The sequence below is a fragment of the Microbacterium sp. NPDC089186 genome (assembly GCF_040685115.1).
Lineage (GTDB): Bacteria > Actinomycetota > Actinomycetes > Actinomycetales > Microbacteriaceae > Microbacterium > Microbacterium galbum.
In genome coordinates this window covers 483,769-500,079 of sequence record NZ_JBFBHJ010000003.1, presented here as the reverse complement: position 1 = coordinate 500,079, position 16,311 = coordinate 483,769, and the positions used below count along the sequence as shown (strand labels likewise).

15 protein-coding genes and 2 tRNA genes are annotated in these 16,311 nt (G+C 70.8%); 12 read left to right on the top strand and 5 right to left on the bottom strand.

From position 1 onward, the window contains the following. Positions 1-25 precede the first annotated feature (25 nt). From AB0N82_RS12660 to AB0N82_RS12620, 9 genes are all read left to right on the top strand, one after another. On the top strand, positions 26-976 hold the full coding sequence (locus tag AB0N82_RS12660) for a LysR family transcriptional regulator (RefSeq protein WP_363391997.1): 951 nt from the start codon (positions 26-28) through the stop codon (positions 974-976). A gap of 10 nt (positions 977-986) precedes the next feature. Continuing rightward, positions 987-2,495 carry a glutamate--tRNA ligase gene (gene gltX, locus AB0N82_RS12655; RefSeq protein WP_363391995.1) on the top strand — a complete coding sequence of 503 codons (1,509 nt, stop codon included), beginning with the start codon at positions 987-989 and terminating at the stop codon, positions 2,493-2,495. 100 nt (positions 2,496-2,595) lie between these two features. Then, positions 2,596-2,667 (top strand) — tRNA-Gln (locus AB0N82_RS12650). Between the two features lie 89 nt (positions 2,668-2,756). After that, the gene (locus AB0N82_RS12645; RefSeq protein ID WP_363391993.1) at positions 2,757-2,960 is read left to right on the top strand and encodes a hypothetical protein; all 204 of its coding nucleotides are present in this window, start codon (positions 2,757-2,759) and stop codon (positions 2,958-2,960) included. 4 nt (positions 2,961-2,964) lie between these two features. Then, positions 2,965-3,429, top strand: a complete 465-nt coding sequence (locus AB0N82_RS12640; protein ID WP_363391991.1) for a hypothetical protein — start codon at positions 2,965-2,967, stop codon at positions 3,427-3,429. A 229-nt stretch (positions 3,430-3,658) separates the two neighbouring features. Next, positions 3,659-4,444, top strand: a complete 786-nt coding sequence (locus tag AB0N82_RS12635; RefSeq protein WP_363391989.1) for a DeoR/GlpR family DNA-binding transcription regulator — start codon at positions 3,659-3,661, stop codon at positions 4,442-4,444. Next, positions 4,441-5,406 (top strand): 1-phosphofructokinase family hexose kinase, encoded by a 966-nt coding sequence (locus AB0N82_RS12630; RefSeq protein ID WP_363391987.1) that lies wholly within the window; start codon positions 4,441-4,443, stop codon positions 5,404-5,406. Before AB0N82_RS12635 ends, AB0N82_RS12630 begins: the two co-directional genes overlap by 4 nt. A 17-nt stretch (positions 5,407-5,423) precedes the next feature. After that, positions 5,424-7,481 (top strand): fructose-specific PTS transporter subunit EIIC, encoded by a 2,058-nt coding sequence (locus AB0N82_RS12625; protein ID WP_363391985.1) that lies wholly within the window; start codon positions 5,424-5,426, stop codon positions 7,479-7,481. 27 nt (positions 7,482-7,508) lie between these two features. Next, the gene (locus AB0N82_RS12620; protein ID WP_058623374.1) at positions 7,509-7,778 is read left to right on the top strand and encodes an HPr family phosphocarrier protein; all 270 of its coding nucleotides are present in this window, start codon (positions 7,509-7,511) and stop codon (positions 7,776-7,778) included. 165 nt (positions 7,779-7,943) lie between these two features. Here AB0N82_RS12620 and AB0N82_RS12615 read toward each other — a convergent pair whose 3' ends face one another. Next, complete coding sequence (locus tag AB0N82_RS12615; RefSeq protein ID WP_363391983.1) at positions 7,944-8,582, bottom strand: MBL fold metallo-hydrolase; 639 nt, start codon at positions 8,580-8,582, stop codon at positions 7,944-7,946. Positions 8,583-8,769: 187 nt separating this feature from the next. Between AB0N82_RS12615 and AB0N82_RS12610 the strand changes: the two genes are divergently transcribed. After that, a tRNA-Glu gene (locus AB0N82_RS12610) sits at positions 8,770-8,845 on the top strand. Positions 8,846-8,965: 120 nt separating this feature from the next. Here AB0N82_RS12610 and AB0N82_RS12605 read toward each other — a convergent pair. Next, complete coding sequence (locus tag AB0N82_RS12605; RefSeq protein ID WP_363391981.1) at positions 8,966-10,039, bottom strand: DUF4349 domain-containing protein; 1,074 nt, start codon at positions 10,037-10,039, stop codon at positions 8,966-8,968. Continuing rightward, positions 10,036-10,590, bottom strand: a complete 555-nt coding sequence (locus AB0N82_RS12600) for a sigma-70 family RNA polymerase sigma factor (RefSeq protein WP_363391979.1) — start codon at positions 10,588-10,590, stop codon at positions 10,036-10,038. Before AB0N82_RS12600 ends, AB0N82_RS12605 begins: the two co-directional genes overlap by 4 nt. A gap of 175 nt (positions 10,591-10,765) precedes the next feature. Between AB0N82_RS12600 and AB0N82_RS12595 the strand changes: the two genes are divergently transcribed. After that, positions 10,766-11,827 (top strand): TerC family protein, encoded by a 1,062-nt coding sequence (locus AB0N82_RS12595; RefSeq protein ID WP_363391977.1) that lies wholly within the window; start codon positions 10,766-10,768, stop codon positions 11,825-11,827. Between the two features lie 151 nt (positions 11,828-11,978). On the opposite strand, the gene AB0N82_RS12590 is transcribed toward AB0N82_RS12595, so the two are convergent. Together AB0N82_RS12590 and AB0N82_RS12585 are read right to left on the bottom strand one after the other, a co-directional pair. After that, complete coding sequence (locus tag AB0N82_RS12590; protein WP_363391975.1) at positions 11,979-13,292, bottom strand: LLM class flavin-dependent oxidoreductase; 1,314 nt, start codon at positions 13,290-13,292, stop codon at positions 11,979-11,981. Beyond that, positions 13,289-14,599: a PLP-dependent transferase gene (locus AB0N82_RS12585; RefSeq protein ID WP_363391973.1), complete on the bottom strand. Its 1,311-nt coding sequence runs from the start codon at positions 14,597-14,599 to the stop codon at positions 13,289-13,291. The genes AB0N82_RS12590 and AB0N82_RS12585 overlap by 4 nt, the downstream gene beginning before the upstream one ends. Before the next feature lie 229 nt (positions 14,600-14,828). Here AB0N82_RS12585 and leuC point away from each other — a divergent pair, with 229 nt between their 5' ends. Next, entirely contained in the window at positions 14,829-16,310 is a 1,482-nt protein-coding gene (gene leuC / locus AB0N82_RS12580) for a 3-isopropylmalate dehydratase large subunit (RefSeq protein WP_363391971.1), read from the top strand. Position 16,311: the final 1 nt, after the last annotated feature.

Sequence of the window (16,311 nt, the reverse complement as noted above, 5' to 3'; positions counted from 1 at the left end):
GCATCCATCCTGCTTATGTGTTCGGATGAGCGACATCGACGAGGGCCTCGACGCCCACGGCCTGCGGGTCGTCAAAGCGATCGCCGACACCGGATCGATCACCGCCGCGGCGCGTGCCCTCCGCTACAGCCAGCCCGCGGTCAGTCAACAGTTGCGGCGCCTCGAGCAGCGCGCGGGCATGCCCATCGTCGAGCGCGTCGGGCGTGGGGTGCGCCTCACCGAGGCCGGCTGGGTGCTCGCCCGGCACGCAGCCACGGTGACGACGGCCCTCGATGCCGCCGCGGGCGACCTCGCGGAGCTGAGGGGGCTGCGCGCCGGACGCGTGCGGATCGCGGCGTTCCCCTCCGCGTCGTCGACCGTCGTGCCCCGCGTCATCGCCGCGGTCACGGCCCGCCGCCCCGGCGTCTCGATCAGCTTCGTCGAGGCGGAGCCGCCCGAGGCCATCTCGGCGGTGCGCGAGGATCGCGCCGACATCGCGCTCATCTACAGCTACCCCGGCGACCGCCGGGAGCAGCTCGCCCAGGCCGCCGCCGGGCTCTCGGTGCGCCGTCTCGGCGACGACGACACCGTCGTGGTCGTCCCCGCCGAGCACCCGGCCGCCACCGACGACCCGATCGACCTCTCGCAGCTCGCGGGGGAGCGATGGATCGCGGGCTGCCCCCAGTGCCGCGGGCACCTGCTCGAGGCCTGCGGGCGGGCGGGCTTCACCCCCGACATCGCGTTCGAGACCGACAACTACATCGCCGTCGAGAACCTCGTCGCGCTCGGCGTCGGCATGGCGATCCTGCCGCGCATGGCGGTGGCATCCCTTCCCCTCCCCGCCGGGATCGCGGTGCCGCGCCTCCCCGCCGCCGAAGCCCGGACGCTGCACGTCGTCACCGCCCGCGGCGCCGAGAGCGTGCCCGCGGTCGGTGCGGCCCTCGAGGTCGTGGCGGAGGTGCTGGCCGACCATCGGTCCGGTAACGCCCGCCGGTAGGATCGAGGGGATGTCTGCCACGCCCGATCCCCGCACCACGACCGCCACCGGCGCCGACGTTCGCGTCCGCTTCTGCCCGTCCCCGACGGGCCTGCCCCACGTCGGTCTCATCCGCACCGTCCTGTTCAACTGGGCCTACGCCCGGCACAACGGCGGCAAGCTCGTCTTCCGTATCGAAGACACCGACGCCGCGCGCGACAGCGAGGAGAGCTACCAGCAGCTCCTCGACGCGCTGCGGTGGATGAACATCGACTGGGACGAGGGCGTCGAGGTCGGCGGCCCGCACGCGCCGTACCGGCAGTCGCAGCGCCATGAGATCTATCGCGAGGTGCTCGACAAGCTCGTCGCGGCCGGCGCGGTGTACGAGAGCTACTCGACGGCGGAGGAGATCGACGCCCGTAACGAGGCTAACGGCCGCGCGAAGCAGCTCGGCTACGACAACTTCGACCGCGACCTCACCGATGAGCAGCGTGCGGCCTTCCGCGCCGAGGGGCGTCAGCCCGCGTGGCGTCTGCGCGTCCCCGATCACGACCTCAGCTACGTCGACCTCATCCGCGGCGAGGTGACGTTCCCGGCGGGGTCGTTCCCCGACTTCGTGCTCGTGCGCGCCGGCGGAGTGCCGCTGTACCCGTTCGTGAACCCGGTCGACGACGCGCTCATGGGCATCACCCACGTCATCCGCGGTGAAGACCTCATGCCGTCGACGGCGCGCCAGCTCGCTCTGTACTCGGCCCTGGTGGATGCCGGGGTCACGACGTTCATCCCGCGCTTCGGCCACATGCCCCTCGTGCTGGGCGAGACGGGCAACAAGAAGCTGTCGAAGCGCGACCCGCAGGCCGATCTGTTCCTGCAGCGCGAGAAGGGCTTCATCCACGAGGGCCTGCTCAACTACCTCTCGCTGCTGGGGTGGTCGCTCGCGAGCGATCGCGACGTCTTCTCGCTCGACGAGATGATCGCCGCCTTCGACATCGCCGACGTGAACCCGAACCCGGCACGCTTCGATCAGAAGAAGGCCGAGGCGATCAACGGCGACCACATCCGCATGCTGGATGCCGACGACTTCGCCGCGCGGATCGTCCCTTACCTCGCGGGCGCGGGGTATATCGCGGAGGAGCCGTCGGAGGAGCACCGCGCCATCATCGCCGTCGCAGCGCCCCTCGTGCAGGAACGCGTGCAGCTGCTCGGCGAGGTCCCGGGCATGCTCGGCTTCCTCTTCGTCTCCGACGTGTCGTACGCCGAGGACGCGCTGAAGGGGCTTCCCGCGAACGCGGCGGAGGTGCTCACGGCATGCTCCCGCGCCCTCGAGGGCGTCGACGACTTCACCGCCGCCGGTGTGCAGGCGGCGCTGTCGACGGCGCTCGTCGACGAACTGGGACTCAAGCCGCGCGTGGCCTACGGTCCGCCGCGCGTCGCCCTGACGGGCCGGCGGGTGTCGCCGCCGCTGTTCGAGTCGATGGAGCTGCTCGGGAAGGACGAGACGCTGCGGCGCCTGAACGCTCTGGTGCAGCACCTGGGCTGAGCGTCCTCGTCCGCGCGACGCGCGCGGGCGGGGCGGGATTTGGCAGGGGAGCGGCTCTCACGTAAGCTTGATCCTCGGCACGAGTTCCGGCTCAGCGCCTTGGGGTATGGTGTAATTGGCAACACGGCGGTTTCTGGTTCCGTTGTTCTTGGTTCGAGTCCAGGTACCCCAGCTTCGAGAAAAGTCCCGATGATCGAGAGATCGTCGGGACTTTTCCGTTTCTCCCAGCCCACGCCGAAGCGGCGGGCGCACACTGGTGCGATGGGACTCTTCGTACAGCGACCCGAGGAACCGAGCGAGTGGGCCGGGCTGCCCGGTGAGCCGGTGCGGCAGCGGACGCGCGCCGAGATGCTCCCCGACGATGACCACCCCGAAGCCTCCCCGGCCGGTCTGCTGGGGCTCGTCGACGCGCCCATCGCTTCGATCGAGATCCCGGTCCCGCCCGCCGAGGGCGCGAGGGGCTGAGCGCGTGATCATGCGTCGCGCCGCGACTCCGCCGTCGCGCGCCGAACGGGGGAGGCCGCGCGTCGTCGCCGCGGTGGCGGTCGGGCTGCCGCTCGTCATCGCGGGCTGCGCGCCCACGGCATCCTCCCCTGTCATTCCGGCCGAAAGCGCCCGCGCGCCCTCTCCGTCGGCGTCGCCGGGCACGCAGGTGCCGGAGCGCGCCATCGCGTCGCCTGACGACCTCGCGGGGACCGATGTCCGCGTCGCCATCGGGAGCGCGCTCGTCGTCGCCGTCCCCGACGGCACCGAGGCGGAGTGGGCCGGTACCACCGCCGACGTGACGATCGGGGAATTCTCCGCCGGCGGACCCTCGGAGGGCGCGGTGTTCCGCCCCGGGTTCATCGCCCGCGCGCTCGGGACGACGGCTGCGACCGTCACCGGCCCTGACGGGAAGCAGGTCGACTTCACGATCTCCGTGGTGGCGCCTTAAGCGCCGACCGCTCGTCATCTCGTGTCGAGCGGGGGTCTTCGAGGCCCGCCCGTTCGTCGCGCGGGGAGAGCGGCGGAGGACCGCGCGCCCGCGCGCCGCTGTGCCGCGCCTTTCCCGTGAGGACGCGTTCCGCCGTGTCGGTGCGCCGCGCATCTTCGCTGGATCCGATCATTCTGTTGCCCTGTGTGGGTTCATGTTGTACTGTGTGGGAATCTTCGAAGGAGATCCCGTGTACGCAATGGAGCGCCAGCAGCTCATCGAGCGCGAACTGCGCGAAGTCGGACGCGTCAGCGTAGTCGATCTCGCCCGCCGCTTCGACGTGACGACGGAGACCGTGCGTCGCGACCTCGACCGTCTGGAGAGCCTCGGCTCCCTCCGTCGCGTCCACGGCGGAGCGGTCGACGCCGGTCGGGCCAGCACGGCGGAGTCCCCGCTCACCGAGCGCCGCGAACGTCACGGCGATGCGAAGCGCGCGATCGCCGCGACCGCGGTCTCGCTGCTGGGTCCGGACTTCCGCGGCTCGGTCTTCCTCGATGCGGGGACGACGCCCGCTGCGGTGGCCGCTCTGCTGCCCGAGGCTCTCGTCGCGGGTGTCGGCGCCGTCGAGGTCGTGACGCACTCGCTCGAAGCGGCGCATGTGCTCTCCGGCGATGACCGCCTGTCACTGACCACCATCGGGGGCCGCGTCCGCGGGGTCACCGCCGCCGCGGTCGGCGCGCACACGGTCCGCACGATCGGTCAGCTGCGGCCCGACATCGCCTTCGTCGGCACGAACGGCCTCAGTGCGGGCTTCGGCCTCAGCACGCCCGACCCCGACGAGGCCGCGGTGAAGGCCGCCATCATCCAGTCGGCCCGCCGCGTCGTGCTCGTCGCGGATGCGGCCAAGTTCGGAGAGGAACTGCTCGTGCGTTTCGCCCAGCTCGACGAGATCGACGTCCTGGTCACCGATGCGACCCCGCCCGCCGATCTGGCCGACGCCCTCGCCGACGCCGACGTCGAGGTGCGCGTCGCATGATCGTCACCCTGACCGCCAACCCCTCGGCCGACCGCGCCGTCGTGCTGTCCGACGCCCTCGTCCCGGGCGAGGTCCAGCGCGCCGTGTCGTCGCGGGAGGATGCCGGGGGCAAGGGCGTCAACGTCGCGCGCGTCGTCACGGCTGCCGGCGCCCCGGCCCGCGCGGTCGTGCCGGTCGGCGCCCACGACCCCTATCGCGTCCTGCTCGAGGACACCGGCATCGGCCTCGACATCGTCGAGGTGGCCGGTCGTGCCCGCGCGAACCTCACCATCACCGACCCCGCCGGCGAGACGACCAAGCTCAACCTTCCCGGCGCCGAGCTGAGCGCCGCCGAGGCCGAAGCCCTCACGGCGGGTGTCGTCGCGGCGGCCGAAGGGGCAACCTGGCTCGTGCTCGCCGGGTCGCTGCCTCCCGGGGTCCCCGCGTCGTTCTACGCCGATCTCGTGTCCGCGGTCCGCACGCGGTGGGGTGTCGCCGCCCCGCTCATCGCCGTCGATGCCTCGGGCGAGGCCCTCGCGGCCGTGGTCGAGAGCGCGCGCCCCGACCTCATCAAGCCCAACCACGAGGAGCTCGCGGAGCTGGTGGGCGAGGATGCCGCAGACGACGTCGACGTGCTCGCCGAGGCGGTGCGTCGAGCCACGGCCCTCGTGCCCGGCCGTGTGGCATCCGCTCTCGTGACCCTCGGCGCCGATGGCGCCCTGCTGTTCACGGCCGAGGGAGCCTGGCGCGGACGCGCCCCCAAGATCCAGGTCGCCAGCACGGTCGGCGCGGGCGACAGCTCGCTCGCCGGCTATCTGCTGGCCGATCTCGACGGGGCCTCGGCCCCCGACCGTCTCGCACGCAGCATCGCCTACGGCGCCGCTGCCGCGACCCTGCCGGGGACGCAGGCCCCGACACCGGCCGATCTGCCCGCGGGCCCGATCGCCGTATCCGATTTCGCCACCCCCATCGCCACATCCTGACCACGGAGGTCACGACAATGTCCGACATCATCACTCCGGAGCTCGTCACTCTCGACGTGCCCCTGGGCACCGACAAGCAGTCGGTGATCCGCGCCCTGGCCGAGCGCGTCGTCGCGCAGGGCCGCGCGACGAGCGCTCAAGAGCTCTTCGACGACGCGTGGGCCCGCGAGCAGAAGGACGAGACCGGCCTGCCCGGCGGCATCGGCATCCCGCACGCGCGGAGCGCGTCGGTCACCGAACCGACCCTCGCCTTCGCCCGCCTCACGCCGGGCGTCGACTTCGGCGCCCCGGACGGTCCCGCCGACATCGTGTTCCTCATCGCCGCGCCGGCGGGCGCCGACGAGGCCCACCTCGCGGTGCTGTCGCAGCTCGCCCGCAGCCTCATGAACGACGGCTTCATGTCGGGTCTTCGTGCAGCGACGACGCCGTCCGACGCCGTGCGCATCATCACGGATGCCGTGAACCCCGCCCCGGCGTCCGCCCCGGCCGCCGAGGCCCCCGCCGCGACCCGCGCCGAGGCGCGCACCGCCACGGCCACCAAGACGAAGAAGATCGTCGCGGTCACCGCGTGCGCCACCGGCATCGCCCACACCTTCATGGCCGCCGACGCGCTCACCGCGGCCGGTGCCGAGACCGACGGCGTGGAGCTCGTCGTCGAGCCGCAGGGCTCGAGCGGCTACAAGGCGCTCCCGCAGAGCGTGATCGACGACGCCGACGCCGTGATCTTCGCGGTCGACGTCGACGTCCGCGAGCCGCAGCGCTTCGCGGGCAAGCCGGTCGTCCGCGCCGGCGTCAAGCGCGGTATCGAACAGCCGAAGCAGCTCATCGCCGAGGCCCTCGCCGCGTCCGACAACCCGAACGCCGCACGCGTGCAGGGCGCCGCCACGGTATCCGCCTCCGACGCTCCGGCGGCCCAGCAGTCGGTCGGCCGTCGCATCCAGCGATGGCTGCTCACCGGTGTGAGCTACATGATCCCGTTCGTCGCCGGTGGCGGTCTGCTGATCGCCCTGGGCTTCCTGCTCGGCGGCTACCAGGTGACGCAGAACGCCGCGAACGTCATCATCCAGAACTCGCTGTGGGACCTCCCGACCGACGGCATCACCTCGCCGCTCGGCCCGATCGGCCAATACCTCGGCTCGGTGGCCTTCATGATCGGTGCGACGTCGATGGGCTTCATCGTCGCCGTGCTCGCGGGCTTCATCGCCTACGCGATCGCCGATCGCCCCGGTATCGCGCCCGGCTTCGTGGCCGGTGCCGTCGCCGTGCTCATGAACGCGGGCTTCATCGGCGGCATCATCGGTGGTCTGCTCGCCGGCTTCATCGCCTGGTGGCTCGGCCGCTTCGACGCGCCGCGTTGGTTGCGGGGCCTCATGCCCGTCGTCATCGTGCCGTTCCTCGGATCGATCTTCGCCTCGGGTTTGATGATCCTCTTCCTCGGTCGTCCGATCGCCGCCCTCATGGCCGCCCTCACCGACGGTCTCAACTCGCTCGCCGCCTCCGGCGCCGGTGCGATCCTGCTCGGCGTGATCCTGGGCCTCATGATGTGCTTCGACCTCGGTGGACCGGTCAACAAGGTCGCCTACGTCTTCGCCACCACGGGCCTCGCCGCCGCCACGCAGACCAACACGGCTCCGTACCTGATCATGGCCGCGGTCATGGCCGCCGGTATGGTCCCGCCGCTCGCGATGGCCCTGGCCTCGACGCTTCTCGCCCGCAAGAAGTTCACGCCGGTCGAGCGCGAGAACGGCGCGGCCGCGTGGCTGCTCGGCGCCTCGTTCATCTCCGAGGGGGCGATCCCGTTCGCTGCGGCCGACCCGCTGCGCGTCATCCCCGCGTCGATGGTGGGCGGTGCCATCACCGGTGGTCTGAGCATGCTGTTCGGCACGCAGTCGTTCGCCCCGCACGGCGGCATCTTCGTCTTCTTCGCGATCAACCCCTTCTGGGGTTTCGCCCTCGCGATCGTGGCGGGTACCGTCGTGACGGCGCTGATCGTCGTCGCCCTCAAGGGCATCGGCCGCAGCACCAAGGACGCCGCCGTCGCCGAGACTGCTCCCGCAGCCACGGTCGCCGCGTAACACCCCGTCGAATCGGAAGGATTCACCATGGCAGAACGTCAGGCCACCATCGCCAGCGCCTCGGGCCTCCACGCCCGACCCGCCAAGCTCTTCGTGCAGGCCGTGCAGGAGAAGAAGGTCCCGGTCACGATCGCCGCCCAGGGCGGTCCCGACCTCAACGCGGGCAGCATCCTGTCGCTCATGGGTCTCGGCGCCGGCCACGGCACGGTCGTGACGCTCAAGGCCGAGGGCGAGGGTGCCGAGCAGGCGCTCGACGAGCTCGTCGCGCTCCTCGAGACCGACCTCGACGCGCAGTAAGCACTGGTTTCTCAGAACACCGGATGCCACGGGCCCCAGGGCTCGTGGCATCCGGTGTTTCTGTGTGCCCGGCGGGGGCCGTACACACCTACTCTGAACAGGCGCGAATTGGTCGCTCAGGACGTAAACGGCGTTGGTCTGCCGGAGTCGCGCCGTCTCGGGGCGTCAGACCTCGACCGAGTCGCCGGGCTTCAGATCGACGAAGGAGCCGCCGTTCTGCTCGACCGCCCACGTCAGGCGGGCGTCGCCCATCTGCTTGCCGGCGACCGACAGGGTCATGTCGTGGGTGGCGAACACCCGCTCGGGCTTGACCGCGAGGACGTAATCGATCGCGTCGCCGATCTTGAGCCAAGGGGCCCCGACCGGCGCGGCGAGGAGCGAGACCTTCTTGTGCTTCGGCACCGCGTAGGAATCGCCGGGGTAGTAGAGCGTGTCGTTGACGAGGACGCCGACGTTGTCGACCACGGGGATCGACTCGTGGATCACCTCGTGACGTCCGCCGAAGAACTCGAGGTGGAACGACCCGAGATCGAGCCGGTCGCCGGGTTTCACGACCATCACCTCGAACCCGGCAGCGGCGTCGCGAACGCCCTCGGGGCCGTAGATCGGCACGTCGGGGTGGGCCTTCTGCAGTCGCGTCAGGTGCTCCGGGGTCCAGTGGTCGGGGTGCTCGTGCGTGATGACCACGCCGACGAGACCCACCAGGTCTTCGAGGGGCGAGGTGAAGCTGCCGGGATCGATGACGAGCGTGTGCCCGGATTCGACGACGACGAGAGCGGCGTGTTCGTGTTTGGTGAGGCGCATACTCCGATCCAACTCCCGGATGCCAGGGGGCGGCAAGCGCTGGCGCGTGAGGTGAACAGCGTCTAACGCCTCTTCCGTTGACCGCCGGATCGCGGTACCGTGGCCGGACACGCCCGGGATATCGGCGGCTCGGCCCCGATTTTGCGTGCGCGTCATTCGTGGTGCATACTTGAACACGTTGCGACGCGGCCCCATCGTATAGCGGCCTAGTACGCCGCCCTCTCACGGCGGTAACGCGGGTTCGAATCCCGCTGGGGTCACCAACACGAAGAAGAGCTTCGACCGGATGGTCGGAGCTCTTTTTCGTTGTCGGCGACCTCAGTAGGACGAGGAGCCGCATGCGCGGGTTGGGCCCCACCGCCCGGAGGCTCCGCGGCATCCCTTCAGCTCTCGCGTGCGGCGCGGCGGCGGCGGATGATCCGGCGAACGCCCCACACCACGGCCGCGGCGATCGCGGCCACGGCGATCCACGGCAGCAGGAACCCGAGACCGATGACCGCCCCGTTCAGCGTCGCGACGAGCCCGTTCCACCCGGCGGAGAGGCCGTCGCCGAAGCCGGCCGGGTCGGCGGCGACGGATGCCGTGCGGGCGGTCAGCTGCACGCTCAGCGACGACATCTCCACCTGGGAGGACAGCGACTGCAGGACCTGCCGATCGCTGTCGAGCTGAGCCTGCCGCTCCGCGAGGGCGGACTCGGCGGCGATGAGGTCGGACACCGAGCCGGCCTGGGCCATCAGTTCGGTCAGCCGGGCGACCGAGGCCTCGCCGGCGGCCACCCGCGCGCGCAGATCGATCGCCTGGTCGGTGACGTCGGACCGGGTCACACTGGTCGCGGTGACCTCGCCCACGTCGCCGAGGCTGTCCATCACGCCGGTGAGCGAGTCCGCGGGCACTCGGACGGTGATCCACCCGGACGAGAGCGTCGCGCTGGTCGTGGCACCCTCGAGGGGCATCGCGACACCGCCGTCACCGAGTTGCGACGATTCGACGTAGCCGCCGGCGGCGGTGGCGGTGTCGCCGATCGCCTCGATGGCGGTACCGATGTCGTCGACGGCCACGGTGCTGGACCCCGTGGCGACGATCTCCCGCCCGGCGGTGGCCGTCGACGCGGAGGCTTCGGACCGGACTCCCGCGCCGCTCTGGTCGGGGGCGACCGGGGCGGAACCCGCCCCCGCGCCGGCGAAGCCCTGGGCGGACTGATCGGTCGTCCCGCTCTCCGGCGCCCTATCGGCCGCTCCCACGGCGGTCGACGAACCGCTGACGCCCGAGGTCGTGCCGAGCGAGGGGCCCACGACGGCGGCCACCACGACGACGGCCGCGGCAGCGCCGACGCCCGTCCACACGCCGCGGCGACGACGGCGACGACGGTCGCGCTCATCGGCGATCCGCCCGAAGACGGCCGTCTCGATGGCATCCACACGATCGGCGGGAAGGGTGGGGAGGGTGGGGCTGCTCATGGTGTCTCCGTCTCCATCGCGGTGGCGCGCATCCGTGAGCGGATGCGGGAGAGGCGGTTGCGCACCGTGCCGTGCGACACGCCCAGCGAGGCGGCGGCGGCCTCGTACCCGTAGCCCTCCGCCGCGCACAGCCGGAAGATCTCGCGGTCGAGCTCGCTCAACCGGTCGACGGCGGCCAGGATGGCGGCGACGGTCTGCACCTGCACGACCTGCGCTTCGACGTCGACGATGGAGGGGATGTCCGCGTCGAGTTCGGCGTGACTGCCGTGCCGCCGACGCGCCCGCAGGCGATTCTGCGCCTGCAGGCGGCAGATCGTCGCGAGCCACGGGAGGAGCGAATCGCCCTCCAGGCGCAGCGTCGGGATCTTCCGCCACGCGACGACGAAGGTCTCCTGGGTGACGTCCTCCGCGTCCGCGGCCTGGCCGACCAGCCCGAACGCGACCCAGTACACGGGCCGCACGTAGGCGCGATACAGCTCCCGGAAGGCCGCGTCCGACCCGGCGGCGGCGCGCGCGACGAGCGCCCTGTCGTCGATCACGGCGTCGGTCATCGGCATCCCTTCCCGGTCGGGCGAGGCTCTTCGAGCACTCTCTCATTGAGAGGTGTCCGCGCGCGGCGGATCGTCTCGCACAACTACGCACGCAATGAGAAGTACTTGCATAACCCGCGGGCCGACGAAGGGCGCTCGATAGACTCGAGCGTTTCCCCCGGAGAAAGGCCACGCGATGGAGCTGCAGCTCGACCCGCTCTTCCAGACGATCACGCTGGTGGTGCTGGTCGTCATCCTGATCGCCGACCTGCTGATCATCCTCAAGCGTCCGCACATCCCGGCGCCCAAGGAGTCGACGCTGTGGGTCGTCTTCTACGTCACTCTCGCGCTGATCTTCGCGGGCGTCCTGTGGATCGTCGCCGGGGGAGAGGTCGCGGGCCAGTTCGTCGCCGGCTGGCTCACCGAATACAGCCTGTCGATCGACAACCTCTTCGTCTTCGTGCTGATCATGGGCCAGTTCTCGGTACCGCGTCGCTACCAGCAGGAAGTGCTGATGGTGGGCATCATCATCGCGCTCGTCCTGCGCGGGGCGTTCATCCTGGTCGGCGCGACGATCATCGAGAACTTCAGCCCGATCTTCTACCTCTTCGGCCTGTTCCTGATCTACACCGCGATCCGGCAGGCGTTCCCGGGCGACGACGACGACGATGCGCAGAAAGAGAACCTCATCGTGCGGACGCTGCGTCGCGTGCTGCCCATGAGCGACTCCTACGACGGCAAGAAGGTCATCACCCGCGTGAACGGCAAGAAGCTGTTCACGCCGATGATCATCGTGTTCGTGGCGATCGGTGTGACCGACCTGCTCTTCGCGATCGACTCCATCCCCGCGATCTTCGGCATCACGCAGAGCCCGTTCATCGTGTTCACCGCGAACCTCTTCGCCCTCATGGGTCTGCGCCAGCTGTACTTCCTGCTCGGCGACCTGCTCGACCGCCTGAAGTACCTGCACTACGGCATCGCGTTCATCCTCGCCTTCATCGGCGTGAAGCTCATCCTGCACGCGATGCACGTCAACGAGCTGCCGTTCCTCAACGGCGGCGAGGCGATCGAGTGGGCGCCCGAGATCTCGACGTGGGTCTCGCTCGCGGTGATCATCCTGTCGATGGCGGTGGCCACGGTCGCGAGCCTGATCGCGGCGCGTCGGGACCCGGATGCCGATGGACGTCAGGATGCTGCGGCGGTCGTCGCCGACGAGAAGGGCACCCCCTCGACGGTGGAGCAGCCCGAGCGCGACTGATCCGGCGGCGCAGCAGGAGCGCGCGAGACCGGGAGGACCCTGGGCCCGTCGAAGGGTCCGGACGTGCGCGGGGGACGGTGGCTTCGACAGGCTCAGCCACCTCGCGGGAGCTCGGCCACCGTCTGGGCCCCGGCCTCCCGACGTCCGGGATCTAGAACGCGCGCAGGTTCGCCTGCAGACCGCCGTCGACGTACTCCTCGCGGAGGATGCCGCGGCGCCGGAGGATCGGCACCAGGTCGTCCAGCACCCGGTGCACCGTGACCGGGTGCAGGTCGCCCCACAGCAGCACGCCGTCGTTGCCCCACTCGCCGAGCTCCTCGATGCGGTCGGCGAACTCGTCGGCCGTGCCCACGAAGCCGGAGCCGTCGTTCAAGCGGCCGAGGCGTGCGTGCGCAGCGAGGAGTGTGCGCAGCGGGGTGTCGGCGTCGTGCTTCCCGACGAGGCGCCGGATGCTGCCCTCCGACACGTGCTCGCCGAAGATCGAGCGCTCGAGAGGGCGGTCGAGATCCAGACCCGTCAGGTCGGTCTCCAGGTCGCTCGACTGCTTGCGCGCGATAGCGATCAGGGCGTCGTCGGAGGGATCCGCGGATGCCGCCACCAGCCGGTCGGCTTCCTCCGGCGACGACACGAGCACGGGTTGGATCGCGAAGAGGATCTTGATGTCGGCGGCGGAGCGCCCGGCCGCCTCGGCAGCGGTGTGGATGCGCCCGCGATACGCGCGGATGCTCGCTTCGTCGAGCGGCGCCAGCGCGAGCTGAACGTCCGAGTTGTGCCCGGCGAACGAAAGACCGCGGCCCGAGCCGCCGGGGGAGACGATGGCGGGCTCGCCGTCGGTGAAGGGGATGGCGTTCAGCGGCCCGTCGAACCCGAAGTACTCGCCGCGGTGATGCGTGGCATCCATTTTCGTGCCGTCGGCGTAGACGCCGGATTCCTCATCGACGACGAGGGCGCCCTCGCCCCAGCTGCGCCAGAGCTGCCGGATGCCGTCGAGCCACTCCTCGGCACGGTCGTACGCCGCATCGTGCCCGAGCTGGGGAGCCGTGGAGAAGTGGCGTGCGCTGCCGGTGTCGGTGACGACGTTCAGGCCCAGGCGGTGCCCGCTGAGGTGCTGGAGCGTCGCGAACTGTCGGGCGGCGGTGTAGGGCAGGGAGGCCGCGGGATTGACGGTCGGGACGACGCCGAGGTGCTGCGTCGCCGCGAAGAGGTACGGTGCGAGCAGCAGCGGGTCGTGCTTGGGGCCGCCGAAGGCGTGGCGCACGCGCAGGTCGATCGTGTCGGCGCTGCCGAGCGAGGGCGCGTCCTCGATGATCAGCAGGTCGAAGCCCGCCTGCTCGAGGGTGCGCGCGGAATCCTGGTAGAGCCCGGGCTCGGTCCATCGGTGGTTCCACCGCAGGTACGGGTGCCCCCAGCCGTGCGGGCCGAAGCCGCGCGCCAGGAACCAGCCGAAATGCTGCAGGCGGCTCACAGGACGACCGTCTTCCGCTCAAGGGAGGGCACACCGACGAGCGCCTGCTCGAGGTCGGCGATGATGTCGTCCACGTCTTCGATGCCGATCGACAATCGCACCGTGCCCGGGAACACGCCGGCCCGCTCGCGCTCGGCGACCGTGCGTGCGGAGTGGGAGGTGCTCTGCGGATGCAGGATGAGCGATCGCACGTCACCGAGGTGCGTCATGTGCGTGATCAGGCGTACCGACTGCACGAGGTGACGCGCGGCTTCGAGCCCGCCGCGCAGGGTCACGGTGAAGACCGAGCCGTGCCCGGCTCGGAGATACCGCTCGCCGAGAGCGTGGTGGGGGTGCGATTCGAGCCCGACGTAATCGACGCGCTCCACTTCGGGGCGCCCCTCGAGCCACCGCGCCACCACCAGCGCGTTCGCGGACTGGCGCTCGACGCGCAGGCTCAGCGTCTCGATGCCCTGGCCGATGAGGAAGGCGTTGAGGGGCGACGGGGAGGGTCCGAAGCGCGGCGCCACGCTCTCGCGGATGTACTGCCCGCGCGCGCGGGGCCCGTGCTTCTCGGCGTAGCTCGCGCCGCCCAGCCGGTCGGTCTGCACCAGGTGGGGGAAGAGGTGCCCGGATGCCGCGGCGTCGAAGCGTCCGTCGTCGACGATGACACCGCCGAGCACCGCCCCCTGACCGGCCAGGAACTTGCTCGCGGAGTGCACCACGACGGCCGCGCCGTGCTCGATCGGGCGCAGGAGGTACGGCGTGGTGAAGGTGCTGTCGACGACGAGGGGGATGCCGCGCTCGGCACCGACCGCGGCGACGGCGGCGACATCGAGCACGTCGTTGCGGGCGTTGGAGAGGGTCTCGGCGAAGAGGGCCTTCGTCCGGGGTGTGACGGCTTCGCGGACGGCATCCGGATCGGAGACGTCGACGAAGGTCGTCTCGACCCCCAGCCGCGCGAGGTTGTCGAGCAGGAGTCCGCGCGTGCCCTCGTAGATGTGCTCCGAGACGACGACATGGTCGCCCGCGCCGGCAAGGGCGAGCAGGGCCACGGTCACCGCGGCCTGGCCGCTTGAGACGAGGACGGCCTGATCCCCGCCCTCGAGCGAGGCCAGGCGCTCCTCGACGGCCTGCACGGTCGGGTTGCCGGTGCGGCTGTACCCGAAGCCGGCGCCGGTCCCGAAGTGCTCGGCCGATTCGTCGAGGTCGCTGAAGGTGAACCCCGCGGTCAGGTAGATCGGTGTGGCCCGCGGCGTGGCGGGCGCGGTGGCCGAGCCCGCGTGCACCTGGCGGGTCGAGAATCCGGTGTCGGCACCTGCGGTCATGGGGCGCGCTCCTTCCTTCGGGATCGGGTCAGATTCGCACGCCTCGGCGCGGATCGACGAAATGTGCGGCGCCGTGTTACGCGGAAGGGGGTGTCGCGGCCGGTGGTATCGTGACCGGATGCGGATCGCTCGCCTCCTCCTTAGCGGCCGCGACGAGACCTTGTCCTAGGCCTCTCTCGTCGCGGAGTTCGTCGCGGGCCTCACACCCCTTCCGAGGAGAAACGCCACCATGAGCAGCACATCGATCGACGGCATCCACGTTTCGGAGCGCCCCCGCACCCTGGCCGAGAAGGTCTGGGACGACCACCTCGTGGTCAAGGGTGAGAACGGCCAGCCCGATCTCATCTACATCGACCTGCACCTCGTGCACGAGGTCACGAGCCCGCAGGCGTTCGACGGTCTGCGCGCCGAGGGGCGTCCGGTGCGCCGTCTCGACCTGACGATCGCCACCGAGGACCACAACACCCCGACCCTCGACATCGACAAGCCGATCGCCGACCTCACCAGTCGCACCCAGATCGACACCCTCCGTCGCAACGCGGAGGAGTTCGGCGTGCGCATCCACTCGCTGGGCGACAAGGAGCAGGGGATCGTCCACGTCGTCGGCCCGCAGCTCGGCCTGACCATGCCCGGAATCACCGTGGTCTGCGGCGACTCGCACACCTCGACCCACGGCGCCTTCGGCGCGATGGCGTTCGGCATCGGCACGAGCGAGGTCGAGCACGTGCTCGCCACGCAGACCCTGCCGCTGAAGCCCTTCAAGACGATGGCGATCACCGTCGAGGGCGAGCTGAAGCCCGGTGTCACCGCGAAAGACATCATCCTCGCGATCATCGCCAAGATCGGCGCGAACGGCGGCCAGGGCTACGTGCTCGAGTTCCGCGGCAGCGCGATCCGCTCCCTCTCGATGGAGGGGCGCATGACGATGTGCAACATGTCGATCGAGGCGGGCGCCCGCGCCGGCATGATCGCCCCCGACGAGACGACCTTCGCCTACGTCAAGGACAAGCCGCACGCCCCGCAGGGGCAGGACTGGGACGACGCAGTCGCCTACTGGCGCACCCTCCCCAGCGATGAGGGCGCCGTCTACGACGCGGAGGTGTTCCTCGACGCGAACGAGCTCGAGCCCTTCGTCACGTGGGGCACCAACCCCGGTCAGGGCGTGTCGCTGTCGGACGTGGTCCCGACCCCCTCCGACCTCGCCGATCCCAACGAGCGCGCCGCCGCCGAACGGGCCCTGGAATACATGGACCTCGCCGCGGGCACGCCGATGAAGGACATCCCGGTGGATGCCGTCTTCATGGGCTCGTGCACCAACAGCCGCATCGAAGACCTGCGGGCCTTCGCCTCCGTCATCGAGGGCCGGTCGAAGGCCGAGAACGTCCGCGTGATGGTCGTGCCGGGGTCGGCGCGGGTTCGTCTGGAGGCCGAGGCCGAGGGCCTCGACAAGGTCTTCATCGCGTTCGGCGCGGAGTGGCGCTTCGCCGGGTGCTCGATGTGCCTGGGCATGAACCCCGACCAGCTGGCGCCGGGGGAGCGCTGCGCATCCACCTCGAACCGCAACTTCGAGGGACGCCAGGGCAAGGGCGGGCGCACGCACCTCGTGTCGCCGCTCGTGGCCGCGGCCACCGCCGTGCGGGGGACGCTGTCGAGCCCCGCCGATCTCGACCCGCTCCCCGCGGAGACCGTTTCGGCCGGGGCGGAGGCCTGAC